At 72.0% G+C, this 13,384-nt stretch carries 12 protein-coding genes, 1 tRNA gene and 1 pseudogene; 9 read left to right on the top strand and 5 right to left on the bottom strand.

Annotated features, from left to right (window positions below):
• From H4N64_RS42505 to H4N64_RS42485, 5 genes are all read left to right on the top strand, one after another.
• On the top strand, nt 1-550 hold a 550-nt coding region (locus H4N64_RS42505), incomplete at its 5' end, for a family 20 glycosylhydrolase (RefSeq protein ID WP_186287980.1).
• Nucleotides 551-774: 224 nt separating this feature from the next.
• A complete protein-coding gene (locus tag H4N64_RS42500) occupies nt 775-1,668 on the top strand; it encodes an FAD binding domain-containing protein (protein ID WP_186287979.1) in 894 nt (297 codons plus the stop codon).
• Nucleotides 1,665-3,095, top strand: a complete 1,431-nt coding sequence (locus tag H4N64_RS42495) for a 2Fe-2S iron-sulfur cluster-binding protein (RefSeq protein WP_186287978.1) — start codon at nt 1,665-1,667, stop codon at nt 3,093-3,095. Before H4N64_RS42500 ends, H4N64_RS42495 begins: the two co-directional genes overlap by 4 nt.
• Nucleotides 3,092-5,404 (top strand): molybdopterin cofactor-binding domain-containing protein, encoded by a 2,313-nt coding sequence (locus tag H4N64_RS42490; RefSeq protein WP_186287977.1) that lies wholly within the window; start codon nt 3,092-3,094, stop codon nt 5,402-5,404. Before H4N64_RS42495 ends, H4N64_RS42490 begins: the two co-directional genes overlap by 4 nt.
• A 71-nt stretch (nt 5,405-5,475) precedes the next feature.
• Nucleotides 5,476-6,012, top strand: a complete 537-nt coding sequence (locus H4N64_RS42485) for an SUKH-4 family immunity protein (protein ID WP_186287976.1) — start codon at nt 5,476-5,478, stop codon at nt 6,010-6,012.
• Between the two features lies 1 nt (nt 6,013).
• Here H4N64_RS42485 and H4N64_RS42480 read toward each other — a convergent pair.
• Nucleotides 6,014-6,111: transfer RNA gene (locus tag H4N64_RS42480), tRNA-OTHER, on the bottom strand.
• A gap of 181 nt (nt 6,112-6,292) precedes the next feature.
• On the opposite strand from H4N64_RS42480, the gene H4N64_RS42475 reads away from it, so the two are divergent.
• The 4 genes from H4N64_RS42475 to H4N64_RS42460 all read left to right on the top strand — a co-directional run bounded on the left by H4N64_RS42475 (nt 6,293) and on the right by H4N64_RS42460 (nt 11,547).
• On the top strand, nt 6,293-7,750 hold the full coding sequence (locus tag H4N64_RS42475; protein ID WP_186287975.1) for an MFS transporter: 1,458 nt from the start codon (nt 6,293-6,295) through the stop codon (nt 7,748-7,750).
• A gap of 221 nt (nt 7,751-7,971) precedes the next feature.
• Nucleotides 7,972-9,765, top strand: coding sequence for a DEAD/DEAH box helicase family protein (locus H4N64_RS42470; RefSeq protein ID WP_186287974.1), 1,794 nt, complete (start codon nt 7,972-7,974; stop codon nt 9,763-9,765).
• Between the two features lie 304 nt (nt 9,766-10,069).
• Nucleotides 10,070-10,711 carry an IclR family transcriptional regulator gene (locus tag H4N64_RS42465; RefSeq protein WP_015660070.1) on the top strand — a complete coding sequence of 214 codons (642 nt, stop codon included), beginning with the start codon at nt 10,070-10,072 and terminating at the stop codon, nt 10,709-10,711.
• Between the two features lie 47 nt (nt 10,712-10,758).
• Nucleotides 10,759-11,547, top strand: coding sequence for a S16 family serine protease (locus H4N64_RS42460; protein ID WP_186287973.1), 789 nt, complete (start codon nt 10,759-10,761; stop codon nt 11,545-11,547).
• Here H4N64_RS42460 and H4N64_RS42455 read toward each other — a convergent pair.
• The 4 genes and pseudogenes from H4N64_RS42455 to H4N64_RS46090 all read right to left on the bottom strand — a co-directional run.
• A complete protein-coding gene (locus tag H4N64_RS42455; RefSeq protein WP_186287972.1) occupies nt 11,544-11,732 on the bottom strand; it encodes a hypothetical protein in 189 nt (62 codons plus the stop codon). The genes H4N64_RS42460 and H4N64_RS42455 overlap by 4 nt on opposite strands.
• A 23-nt stretch (nt 11,733-11,755) precedes the next feature.
• On the bottom strand, nt 11,756-12,259 hold the full coding sequence (locus tag H4N64_RS42450; RefSeq protein ID WP_186287971.1) for a winged helix-turn-helix domain-containing protein: 504 nt from the start codon (nt 12,257-12,259) through the stop codon (nt 11,756-11,758).
• A gap of 39 nt (nt 12,260-12,298) precedes the next feature.
• On the bottom strand, nt 12,299-13,258 hold the full coding sequence (locus H4N64_RS42445) for a glycine betaine ABC transporter substrate-binding protein (RefSeq protein ID WP_186287970.1): 960 nt from the start codon (nt 13,256-13,258) through the stop codon (nt 12,299-12,301).
• A pseudogene (locus H4N64_RS46090) lies at nt 13,255-13,384 on the bottom strand (ABC transporter permease); the annotation flags it as partial. The gene H4N64_RS42445 and the pseudogene H4N64_RS46090, both read right to left, overlap by 4 nt.

The following is a 13,384-nucleotide window of genomic DNA, read 5'->3' as shown; positions in this document are numbered from 1 at the left end:
CAGGCTCATCGGCTGGGACGAGATCCTGGAGGGCGGCCTCGCGAAGGGCGCGGCCGTTTCGTCGTGGCGCGGATACGAGGGCGGAATCGCCGCCGCACGCGCGGGACACGACGTCGTCATGTGTCCCGAGCAGTATGTGTACTTGGACCACCGCCAGGACGGGGGCGCGGACGAGCCGGTCCCCATCGGCTACGTCCGCACCCTGGAGGACGTCTACCGGTTCGAGCCCGTTCCCTCCGCGCTGACCTCGCAGGAGGCCCGGCATGTGCTCGGTACGCAGGCCAATGTGTGGACCGAGGTGATGGAGGACCACGCGCGCGTGGACTACCAGGCGTTCCCCAGGCTCGCGGCGTTCGCCGAGGTGGCGTGGAGCGCCCTGCCGACGCCGGGGGAGCGGGACTTCGCCGACTTCGAGCGCCGGATGACGGCCCATTACGCCCGCCTCGACGCCCTGGGTGTCGCCTACCGCCCGCCCACCGGACCGCGTCCCTGGCAGCGGCGCCCCGGAGTGCTCGGCCGCCCGCTCGAAGGACCGCCCCCGAACAAGTAATGGAAAAACCCCGGCAGGGTCACCGAAGAGTGGCAATTCGCGCGCACCGGCGATGCCGTACGAAAACGGACCATCTCGCTGGTGAAGGGGCGAACGTCTCCTAGCGGACCCCCGCGTTCGGGCCCTGCGAAGATGTGCCAGAGTTGCCACGTCCGCCCTGTCAGCACGTACCGTACGGCAGCAACAGGTGGGACCAGGTGGGGCAGCGGGAAGGGGCAGCCGGTTTGACCACGCACGCACCGCAGGCGGCGCAGGCCGTCACGCTGCCCACGACGCTGGACGAGGCCGTGGCGGCGCTCGCCGCCATGCCGGCCGCCGTTCCCGTGGCCGGCGGCACCGATCTGATGGCCGCCGTCAACTCCGGACAGCTCAGGCCCGCCGCGCTGGTCGGCCTCGGCAGGATCAGCGAGATCCGCGGCTGGCAGTACCAGGACGGCCACGCCCTGCTCGGCGCCGGACTCACGCACGCCCGTATGGGCCGCCCCGACTTCGCCGCACTGATCCCGGCGCTCGCCGCGTCCGCGCGCGCCGCGGGCCCGCCGCAGATCCGCAACGCCGGCACCCTGGGCGGCAACATCGCCACCGCCGCCCCCACCGGCGACGCGCTGCCGGTGCTGGCCGCCCTGGAGGCGACGCTGATCATCGCGGGCCAGGGCGGAGCCCGCCGGGAGATCCCGGTGTCGCATCTGCTGGCCGGCGTGGAGATGCTGCGCGCCGGTGAACTCATCGGCTACGTGCGCGTGCCGCTGCTGCACGCCCCCCAGGTCTTCCTCAAGGCGACCGGCCGCACCGGCCCCGGGCGCGCCCTGGCGTCCGTGGCGCTGGTTCTCGACCCCGCGCGGCGGGGCGTGCGGTGCGCCGTGGGTGCCATAGCACCGATGCCGCTGCGGCCCCTGGAGGCCGAGCAGTGGGTCGCGCAGCTGATCGACTGGGACAACAACCGCGCCATCGTCCCGGAGGCTCTGGCCGCCTTCGGGGAGTACGTCGCCGCGGCCTGCATCCCCGATCCGGAGCCGGCCGAGGACGGCTCCGTGGACCCGCTGCCGCCCGCCGTACTGCACCTGCGGCGCACCGTCGCCGCGCTGGCCCGACGAGCACTGGGGAGGGCGCTGTCGTGACCGACGACCAGCACGGAGAGGGCGCCCGGCAGGGCGCGGGCCGTTGGGACCCGCTGCCCCAGGGCGACTACGACGACGGCGCGACCGCCTTCGTGAAGCTTCCCGAGGGCGGCGTCGACGCCCTGCTGGCCTCCACCGACAGCCCGCTGGCCGCGCCCGGCCACGGCTATGTGCCGCCGCCCATAACGGTCACGCCCGCCACCACCGCGGGCACCGACCCGGCGGCCACCGGCACCTGGTCGATGCCCACGGGCGGCGTCCAGTGGCCCGACGCGAACGCGGGGACCGAGGAGGCCGGCAACGACCGGTTCACGTACAACCCGGCCGCCACCGGGCAGTGGAACTTCGAGGACGCCTCGGCCGACCGGGGCGCGCCGGGTCATGACGTCACCGGCCAGTGGTCGATCCCCGTCGCGGGCGGCGACCTTCCGGACGAATCGGGCGAGTTCACCACCTCGTCGCTGGTCGAGCAGTGGGGCGGCACCCCGCCGGCCACCCTCCCGGGCGGCGCGCCCGCACCCTGGGCGACCCAGGCGGCCGGCGAGCCGTGGGGCCGGCAGGCGGCCGAACAGGCGGAGCACGCCGCCGAGCAGAACGCCCCGCACGCGCACGTACCCGCCGACGCCGACACGGCCGTACCCGAACAGCCCGCACCCGAGCCCCCCGAGGACGCTCCGCAGGCCTCACAGGACGCTCCAGAGGCCCCTGAGGCGAACGGGGCCGACGAAGGGCCCCAGGAGGCCGGGGAGGACGAGAAGGGCGCCGAGAGCGCCGTAGAGCCGTCCGAGTCGTCGCTGCCAGGTGAGGAACACCCGCTCGCCTCCTACGCGCTGCGGGTCAACGGCGTCGACCGGCCCGTCACCGAGGCCTGGATCGGCGAGTCGCTGCTCTACGTGCTGCGCGAGCGGCTCGGGCTCGCGGGCGCCAAGGACGGCTGCTCGCAGGGCGAGTGCGGAGCCTGCAACGTCCAGGTCGACGGGCGGCTCGTCGCCTCCTGCCTGGTGCCCGCCGTGACCGCCGCCGGCAGCGAGGTCCGTACCGTCGAGGGCCTCGCCGCCGACGGACGGCCCTCCGACGTGCAGCGCGCGCTCGCCCGGTGCGGCGCCGTGCAGTGCGGCTTCTGCGTGCCCGGCATGGCGATGACCGTGCACGACCTGCTGGAGGGCAACCCCGCCCCGACCGATCTTGAGACCCGCCAGGCGCTGTGCGGCAATCTGTGCCGCTGCTCCGGCTACCGGGGCGTCGTCGAGGCGGTCAAGGAGGTCGTCGCCGAACGCGAGGCGCACATCGCCGGCGACGCGGGCCCCGACGAGGCACGCATCCCGCACCAGGCGGGCCCCGGGGCCGGCGGGGTGCATCCGTCGGCATTCGAGGGCCCCTCGGCACCGCATGACCAGGCGTACGGACAGGACGGAGGCCAGGCGTGAGCAACGAAGCCGCCACCGCGCCCACCCCCGCGGAGGCAGCCCCCGCCCCCGAACCGATCCCGCACGGCCTCGGCGCCTCCCTGCCGGCCGCCGACGCCCGCGCCAAGACCGAGGGCACCTTCCCCTACGCGGCCGACCTGTGGGCCGAGGGCCTGCTGTGGGCGGCCGTGCTGCGCTCCCCGCACGCGCACGCGCGCATCGTGTCGATCGACACCACCCACGCGCGCGAGATGCCCGGCGTGCACGCCGTCGTCACCCACGAGGACGTCCCCGGCACCCCCGTGCACGGCCGCGGCAAGGCCGACCGCCCGGTGTTCGCCTCCGAGGTCGTACGCCACCACGGCGAGCCCATCGCCGCCGTCGCCGCCGACCACCCCGACACCGCGCGCATGGCCGCGGCGGCCGTCATCGTCGAGTACGAAGTACTCGACCCGGTCACCGACCCCGAGCACGCCTTCGAGGCCGAACCGCTGCACCCCGACGGCAACCTGATCCGGCACATCCCGCTGCGCCACGGCGACCCCGACGCGGCCGGCGAGATCGTCGTGGAGGGCCAGTACCGCATCGGCCGCCAGGACCCGGCGCCCATCGGCGCCGAAGCGGGTCTCGCGGTGCCGCGCCCCGACGGCGGAGTGGAGCTGTACCTGGCCTCCACCGACCCGCACACCGACCGCGACACCGCCGCCGCCTGCTACGGACTGGCGCCGGAGCAGGTGAAGGTCGTGGTCACCGGCGTCCCCGGCGCCACCGCCGACCGCGAGGACCAGGGCTTCCAACTCCCGCTCGGCCTGCTGGCGTTGAAGACCGGCTGCCCGGTGAAGCTGACGGCCACCCGCGAGGAGTCCTTCCTCGGCCACGTCCACCGGCATCCGACGCTGCTGCGGTACCGCCATCACGCGGACGCCGAGGGCAAGTTGGTGAAGGTCGAGGCGCAGATCCTGCTGGACGCGGGCGCGTACGCGGACACCTCGTCCGAGGCGCTGGCGGCCGCGGTGGCCTTCGCCTGCGGGCCGTACGTCGTGCCGAACGCCTTCATCGAGGGCTGGGCGGTGCGCACCAACAACCCGCCCTCCGGCCATGTGCGCGGCGAGGGCGCCATGCAGGTGGCCGCCGCCTACGAGGCGCAGATGGACAAGCTGGCCAAGAAGCTCGGCGTCGACCCGGCGGAGCTGCGCCTGCGCAACGCGCTCGCCACGGGCGACGTCCTGCCCACCGGCCAGACGGTGACCTGCCCGGCGCCGGTCGCCGAACTCCTCCAGGCAGTACGGGACTTCCCGCTGCCCGCGTTGCCGAAGGACACCCCCGAGGACGAGTGGCTGCTGCCCGGCGGGCCCGAGGGCGCGGGTGAACCGGGCGCGGTGCGCCGGGGTGTGGGCTACGGGCTCGGCATGGTGCACATGCTGGGCGCGGAGGGCGCCGACGAGGTCTCCACGGCCACGGTCAAGGTCCAGGACGGGGTCGCCACGGTCCTGTGCGCGGCGGTGGAGACCGGCCAGGGCTTCACGACGCTGGCCCGCCAGATCGTCCAGGAGACCCTCGGCATCGACGAGGTCCATGTGGCCCCGGTCGACACCGACCAGCCCCCGGCGGGCGCGGCCTGCCGCGGACGCCACACCTGGGTGTCGGGCGGCGCGGTGGAGCGCGCGGCGAAGATGGTCCGTACGCAGCTCCTGCAGCCCCTGGCGCACAAGTTCGGCATGTCCACCGAGCTGCTCCAGATCACCGACGGCAAGATCACCTCGTACGACGGCGTCCTGTCGACCACGGTCACCGAGGCGATGGACGGCAAGGAGCTGTGGGCGACCGCGCAGTGCCGTCCGCACCCCACCGAGCCGCTGGACGAGTCCGGCCAGGGGGACGCCTTCGTGGGCATGGCGTTCTGCGCGATCCGCGCGGTCGTGGACGTCGACATCGAGCTCGGTTCGGTACGTGTGGTGGAGCTGGCGCTCGCCCAGGACGTCGGCCGGATCCTGAATCCCGCCCAGTTGGCGGCCCGTATCGAGGCGGGCGTCACGCAGGGCGTCGGCATCGCGCTCACCGAGAACCTGCGCACGGCCCGTGGCTCGATCCGCCACCCCGATCTGACGGGATACGCCCTGCCGACGGCCCTGGACGCCCCGGACATCAAGATCGTGAAGCTGGTCGAGGAACGGGACGTGGTGGCGCCGTTCGGCGCGAAGGCGGTCAGCGCGGTGCCGGTGGTCGCGTCTCCCGCGGCCATCGCCTCGGCCGTACGCGCCGCGACGGGCCGCCCCGTGAACCGACTGCCGATCCGTCCGCAGGCGGCGGTTGTGACGGGCGGCACGTGAGACGCTGAGCGGGCGTTGTCAGTGGTGCGGCGTAGTGTTCTGAGGTGTCGGGACACATACGGGGGGACACCATGGACGCGACGATCACCAGGCCGGATCCGCTGCTCCAAGGCGGCTGTCTGGTCAGCACGTTGACGCTGGTCGCGGGCCCGGAACCGGCCAGGCGGGAAGTCTCGGGACTGGCGGTCTCGGTCCCGTCCCGGCTGCTCGCCGAGGAGTTCGGCCGGCCCAAGGTGATGCGCTTCGAGGACGTCGACTTCCCGGCGACCCTCACCCACGAACCCACCCGCCGCTTCCTGCGCGAAACGGGCCTGCCGGAGGAACACGCCCTGTTCCGCCTGGACACGGAGGCCGTACTGCCGACGCTGACGGAGGCCTACGCGGACGAGGCGGACGCGGACCTCCCACCGGGCGCGGACCGCCTGATAGTCCTGGGCCACCTGGACGACCACAACACCCTTCTGCTGGAGGGCGATTCGGGCACACTCCAGATCTGGACCGCCCCCGGGGCGACCCCGCACCCCCTGGGCGCGGACGTCTCCACCCTCGCCTTCACCCTCTGGCTGCTGCACCGGGACACACTGCGCGCTCGGCCCGGCGGATCGTGAGAGGCCGTGGCGGGAATCGAACCCGCGTAACGCCCCGCGAGCGGAGCTCGCTGATGGATGCAGTGCAGGCGCGCCCCTCAACCACTCGGGCACACGGCCGTGTTCGGTGATCCGACCGTAGGCGGCCGTGGGGGAGGGGCTCAAGTGCAACCTGAGTGCTGCAATGGGACTGCCATGCCGCGTTCATGAAACGGGGGCCCCGGTCGTACGACCAAGGTCTCAGGCGGGGTAGGGCTCGCGACAGGGGCAGCAGGCGGGTGTGCACCTTACGCTGACACGCATGAGCGGACTCGACCCCCGCGACACCGGTGTCGCGAACTCCACCGAACTCTCCGCCGACCCCTCCGCTGCCGCCGAGTCCGCCGAGACCGTGCTGAGCCGTTCGTACCGGGCGCTCAGTATCGGGATCGTGTCCGTCGTGCTGCTGATCGCGTTCGAGGCTACGGCCGTTGGGACGGCCATGCCGGTCGCGGCTCGGGAGCTGGACGGGGTGTCGTTGTACGCCTTCGCCTTCTCCGGGTTCTTCACCACCTCGCTGTTCGGGATGGTGCTGTCCGGGCAGTGGGCGGACCGGCGGGGGCCGGTCGGGCCGGTGACCGCCGGGATCGGGGCCTTCGCCGCCGGACTGCTGGTGGCGGGAACGGCCACCGCGATGTGGGCGTTCGTGCTCGGACGGGCCGTGCAGGGACTCGGCGGCGGGCTGGTGATCGTCGGGTTGTACGTCGTGATCGGGCGGGCCTATCCGGAACGGCTGCGGCCCGCCATCATGGCCGCGTTCTCCGCGAGCTGGGTCGTGCCGTCGATCGTCGGGCCGCTGGCCTCCGGGGCGGTGACCGAGCATCTCGGGTGGCGGTGGGTGTTCGTCGGCATCCCGGTGCTCGTCGTGTTCCCGCTCGCGCTCGCGCTGCCGCAGATAAGCCGCCGTGCCTCAGGACCGGTGGCCGGCACGGACCCCTCCTTCGACCGCCGCCGCATCCGGCTCGCCCTCGGGATCTCCCTCGGCGCGGGCCTCCTCCAGTACGCCGCCCAGGACCTGCGCCCGCTGTCGCTGCTGCCCGGAGTGCTGGGCGCCGCCCTGCTCGTCCCGGCCGTCCTCGGCCTGCTCCCGCGCGGCACCTACCGAGCCGCCCGAGGCCTGCCGTCCGTCGTGCTGTTGCGCGGAGTCGCCTCGGGTTCCTTCATCGCCGCCGAGTCCTTCGTACCGCTGATGCTGGTCACCCAGCGGGGGCTGTCGCCGACGCTGGCCGGGTTCTCCCTCGCGGCCGGCGGCGCGACCTGGGCGGCGGGCTCCTGGGTGCAGTCCCGGCCGCGGCTTGAGCCGTACCGGGAGCGTCTCACCACCCTCGGGATGGTGCTGGTGGCCGCCGCCATCGCCGCTGCGCCGAGCGTGCTGATCGACTCCGTGCCGGTGTGGACCCTGGCCGTCGCCTGGTCGTTCGGCTGCTTCGGGATGGGCCTGGTGATCTCCTCCGCCGGCGTGCTCCTGCTGAAGCTGTCCGCGCCCGAGGAGGCCGGCACCAACTCCGCCTCCCTCCAGATCTCCGACGCCCTGTCCAATGTCGTGCTGCTCTCCGTGGGCGGCGCCGCCTTCGCGGCCCTCGGCGGCGGCACGGCCGGGCACATGGTCGCCGAGGCCTCCGGTTCGCATCCGGCGGCCTTCGCCGCGGTGTTCCTGCCGATGGCGGCGGTGGCGTTGGCGGGTGTGTGGGTGACTGGACGGCTGAGGTCAGACCGGTAAGTGGTACTACGGTGGCTCCTGTTATCCGGAGCAGGAGGCCGACCGGGCCACGGTTCGTCGCCTGGGGGCGAAGTATGCGGCGGGCCGTGCCGGGGGATTGCACGAGGGCATGTGACCTCGGTCCCACCCACGGGTTACCGGGCCTCGTCCGGGCGTTGACCCGGCCCCGGCGCCGGTAGGGTGGCCCGGTTGTCATACGTAGCCCGACCCCCACGGAGACCGTGACTACCACCGCCGCTTCCTCCTCGCACCACCTTTCCCCGGCTTTCCCCGGCCGTGCCCCCTGGGGTACCGCCAGCAAGCTGCGTGCCTGGCAGCAGGGGGCGATGGAGAAGTACATCCAGGAGCAGCCGCGTGACTTCCTCGCGGTCGCGACCCCGGGCGCGGGCAAGACGACCTTCGCCCTCACCCTCGCCTCCTGGCTGCTGCACCACCATGTCGTGCAGCAGGTGACCGTGGTGGCGCCGACCGAGCACCTGAAGAAGCAGTGGGCGGACGCGGCCGCGCGGATAGGCATCAAGCTCGACCCCGAGTACAGCGCGGGCCCCCTCGGCAAGGACTACCAGGGCGTCGCCGTGACCTACGCGGGTGTCGGCGTACGGCCGATGCTGCATCGCAACCGCGTCGAGCAGCGCAAGACCCTCGTCATCCTCGACGAGATCCACCACGCCGGTGACTCCAAGTCCTGGGGCGAGGCCTGTCTGGAGGCCTTCGAGCCCGCCACCCGCCGGCTCGCGCTCACCGGTACGCCCTTCCGGTCCGACACCAACCCGATCCCCTTCGTGACGTACGAGGAGGACAACGCCGGCATCCGGCGCTCGGCCGCCGACTACACGTACGGCTACGGATCCGCGCTGTCCGACGGTGTGGTCCGGCCCGTCATCTTCCTCTCCTACAGCGGTAACATGCGCTGGCGGACGAAGGCCGGTGACGAGATCGCGGCGCGGCTCGGGGAGCCGATGACCAAGGACGCGGTGTCGCAGGCGTGGCGTACGGCGCTGGATCCGCGCGGCGAATGGATGCCGAGCGTGCTGCGGGCAGCGGACCAGCGGCTGACCGAGGTCAGGAAGGCCATCCCGGACGCGGGCGCCCTCGTCATCGCCTCCGACCAGGACTCCGCCCGCGCCTACGCCAAGCTCATCCGTGAGATCACGGGCACGAAGGCGACCCTCGTCCTGTCCGACGACGCGGGCGCGTCCGGTCGTATCGACGAGTTCAGCAACAACAACGACCGGTGGATGGTCGCGGTGCGGATGGTGTCGGAGGGCGTCGACGTGCCGCGGCTTGCGGTAGGTGTGTACGCCACGACGATCTCCACCCCCCTCTTCTTCGCGCAGGCGGTCGGCCGTTTCGTACGGTCCCGGCGCCGCGGTGAGACCGCCTCCGTCTTCCTCCCGACCGTCCCCGACCTCCTCACCTTTGCGGGCGAGATGGAGGTGGAGCGCGACCACGCCCTCGACAAGCCGAAGAAGGAGGGCGAGGAGGACCCCTACGCCGAGTCCGAGAAGGAGATGGAGGAGGCGAACAAGGAGCAGGACGAGGACACCGGCGAGCAGGACATGCTGCCCTTCGAGGCGCTGGAGTCCGACGCCGTCTTCGACCGGGTCCTCTACGACGGCGCCGAGTTCGGTATGCAGGCGCACCCGGGGAGCGAGGAGGAGCAGGACTACCTCGGCATCCCGGGACTGCTGGAGCCCGACCAGGTGCAACTGCTGCTCCAGAAGCGGCAGGCACGGCAGATCGCGCACAGCCGCAAGAAGCCGGACGCCGAGGCCGACCTCCTCGAACTGCCCGCCGAGCGGCGGCCCGTCGTCTCGCACAAGGAGATGATGGAGCTGCGCAAGCAGCTCAACACGATGGTCAGCGCGTACGTCCATCAGAGCGGCAAGCCGCACGGGGTGATCCACACCGAGCTGCGCCGGGTGTGCGGGGGGCCGCCGAGCGCGGAGGCGACGGCGGGGCAGCTGCGCCAGCGCATCGCGAAGGTGCAGGAGTGGGCGACCCGGATGCGTTGACCTGGCCACTTCTTGTCGGTCAGCGGATCGGGTGACGTACGTAACAGGACAAACTGAAGCAGGCCGTACCGGGCGGTGCCCGGATTCTGGACGGAGCCTTCCGCTCAGCGAACCCCCTTCGCTACTGTCCCGCTACGCACACGCCCCGTGGCAGCGCCGCCGCGGAGCGCAGCCGTGAAGCGACGCGGTCCGGACATGCCGGGCCGCCGGCCGATCGGCGGCCTCTGAAGCGCGTCGCTGACGGGACTCGGTGACGCATCCGTCGCGAGGGGGCTGCCGACCTCACCACTAAGGAGTGGGCGTCGTGACCGCGGAGACCTCTCAGACGCTCGACCGGGGACTGCGTGTCCTCAAGCTGCTGGCCGACACGGACCACGGGCTGACCGTCACCGAGCTTTCCAACAAACTGGGCGTGAACCGGACCGTTGTGTACCGGTTGCTCGCCACGCTTGAGCAGCATGCGCTGGTACGTCGTGATCTGGGCGGCCGGGCCCGGGTCGGTCTTGGTGTGCTGCGCCTCGGCCGCCAGGTGCATCCGCTGGTACGGGAGGCCGCGCTGCCGGCGCTGCGGTCGCTGGCCGAGGACATCGGGGCGACGGCGCATCTGACGCTGGTGGACGGGGCGGAGGCGCTGGCCGTGGCGGTGGTGGAGCCGACGTGGACGGACTACCACGTGGCGTACCGGGCGGGTTTCCGGCACCCACTGGAGCGGGGCGCCGCGGGCAAGGCGATCCTCGCGGCCCGACGCCAGCCCCTGGAGGAGCCGGGGTACACGCTGACGCACGGGGAACTGGAGGCGGGGGCGAGCGGAGCCGCGGCGCCGCTGCTGGGGGTGACCGGGGTCGAGGGCAGCGTCGGAGTGGTCATGCTGGCGGACGCGGTACCGGAACGGGTGGGACCCCGGGTGATGGACGCGGCGCGGGAGGTGGCGGAGGCGTTGCGCTGAGGTCGGCCGGATCTGGACCGCGTCATCCGTCACGTTAGATTGACCCCGTGCTCTCTCGTCTCTCTCGCCCCCAGGCCCTCGCCGTGTGCGCTCTGCCCGTCGTCGGACTGCTGGCCACGGCCGCGTTCGCGCCGTTGCCGTTCTCGCTCACGCAGCCCGGGATGACGGCGAACGTGCTCGGGGAGAACAAGGGGGAGCCGGTGATCACGATCTCCGGGGCGGCCACCCGGGAGACGAGTGGGCAGTTGCGGATGACGACCATCGAGGCCACCGGCCCCGACGCCGACGTGTCGCTCGCGGACATCGTCGATTCCTGGTTCCGCACCGACCGCGCCGTGATGCCCCGTGACTCGGTCTACCCCAGTGACAAGAGCACCGACGAGATCGAGAAGTACAACACCGAGCAGATGCGGGAGTCCCAGAACGACGCCACCGAGGCCGCCCTGAACCTTCTGGACCTCGACGCCAGAAAGGTCAAGGTCGACCTGGAACTCGCCGACGTCGGCGGACCCAGCGCCGGCCTGCTCTTCTCCCTCGGCATCGTCGACAAGCTGGACGGCGACGGCAGCGGCGGCGACCTCACCGGCGGCCGCAACATCGCCGGTACGGGAACCATCGACGCCGACGGCAAGGTCGGCGCCGTGGGCGGAGTCGCCCTGAAGACCCAGGCCGCCCGCAGGGACGGCGCGACCGTGTTCCTGGTCCCCAAGGCGGAGTGCTCGGACGCCGAGGCGGAACTGCCCAAGGGCCTCCGCCTCATCCCGGTCACCACCCTCCAGGGCGCCGTCGACTCCCTGATCGCTCTGGAGAGGGGCAGCAACGTACCGAGCTGCTAGTGCACCAGCACTGGTTTCGGCTTGGGCGTGGCCAGGCGCAGCCCCACCTCCACGAGGGCCCAGCCGAGCCGGGCGCGAATCTCGTGCGGGCGCCTTGCCTCGGCGGCGAGTCGGTGCGCCTCCGCCTGGGCACGGAGGTCGGCGGCGCGGGCGTGGTGCAGGGCGAGGTTGATCTCGGGATGCATCAGCGGTGCCTCTCAGCGCGTGGTCAGGGTGTGTTCAACGGGAACGAACGCGTCTGTACGCGGACCGTCGTCGCCTCGGGGTCGTTCTCGGCGGCGGGCAGATCCCGGTAGGAGTCGACCAGGGCGTGCATCTTCTCGGTGAGCTCACGGGCGAGTTCCGGTGTCAGCCGGAGCGTCATGCTGCTCATGTCCGTACTGCGGTTCCACTCCTCGGACCATTCCGTCCGCGTACCGAGCCAGGTCGACAGCTCCCGGGCCTGCGTGGTGGCGACCTCGTGCAGATACAGGTCGGCGGCCCCGCGTACGTCGGGGTTCGGGTCGTGCAGCAGCGCGTCGTCGAAGGCCAGCCCGCGCACCGCCGCCTTCCACCAGCGCTCCCGCCCCTTGCCCCGCTCGGGGTCGTCCTCGACGAAGCCATGGGCCGCGAGCTGCCGTAGGTGATAGCTGGTGGCGCCGCTGGACTCGCCCAGTTTCTCGGCGAGTTGGGACGCGGTGGCCGGTCCGCCGAAGCGCGGGTAGCGTTGCAAAGAGAGCTTTGCAACATCTTCTTTGTATCTCGCCGGCCCTCACCCCTCCCTCACGAACCCCTCCTGCTTCATCCAGTCCAGCGCCACCTCGTGCGGGTCCTCCCCGTCCACGTCCACCTTCGCGTTCAGCTCCTGCGCCACCGTGTTGTCCAGCTTCGCCGTCACCGGCGCCAGTACTTCCGCGATCGCCGGATACTTCTTCAGCGTCTCGGAGTTGATCTCGGGCGCGGCGTTGTAGTTGGGGAAGAACTTCCTGTCGTCCTTCATGACCACCAGGTTCATGGACTTGATCCGGCCGTCGGTCGTGAAGACCTCCCCGAAGGTGCAACTCCCCTTCGCCGCCTGGGTGTAGATGATCCCGGTGTCCATCTGCGTGATGCTGCCGGCCGGGATGCTCATCCCGTACTCCTTCTCCATGCCCGGCAGCCCGTCCGCCCGGTTGGCGAACTCGCTCTCCACGCACAGCGTCACCCCGCCCGGGTCGGTGTCGGCCAGCTCGGCCACGTCCGAGAGCGTCTTCGTGCCGTACTTCTTGAGGTTGTCCTGGTTCATCGCCAGCGCGTAGGTGTTGTTCAGCGCGGACGGCTCCAGCCAGGTCAGCCCGTTCCTCAGGTCGGCGTCCCGCACCGCCTCCCACTGCTCACGAGGGTCGTCGATGGGCTCGCTGTTGCCGAGGTACGTGATCCAGGCGGTGCCCGTGTACTCGTACATCCCGTCCGCGTCCCCGGACTTGACCGCCTCCCGCGCCCCGATCGACCCCTGGATCCCCGTGCGGTCGAGCACCTCCGCGCCGGCCGCCTCGAAGGCGATGCCCATGATCGCGCCGAGGATGAGCTGCTCGGTGAACTCCTTGGACGTCACCGTCAGATCGGCGCCCTTGAGCGGCTCGCCCCTGCCGATGCTGCCCGGCACGACGTCGTCGACCATGGGGGAGCCGCTGGTCAGTCCGCAGGCGGACAACAGCGCCCCGGTCAGCAGCAGACAGGCGGCCCGTCTCATGTCCCCACCTCCAACCCCCGCGGCCTGAGCAGCAGTTCGGCCAGTGAGGCCAGCCAGTCCACCAGCAGGGCCAGCGCCACGGTGAGGATCGAGCCGAGCATCAGCACCGGCATGCGCTGGGTGGTG

It is taken from the genome of Streptomyces cupreus (assembly GCF_014257025.1).
Taxonomy (GTDB): domain Bacteria; phylum Actinomycetota; class Actinomycetes; order Streptomycetales; family Streptomycetaceae; genus Streptomyces; species Streptomyces cupreus.
Note: the sequence above shows the minus strand (reverse complement) of the source record. Positions and strands in the feature narration are given on the sequence as shown.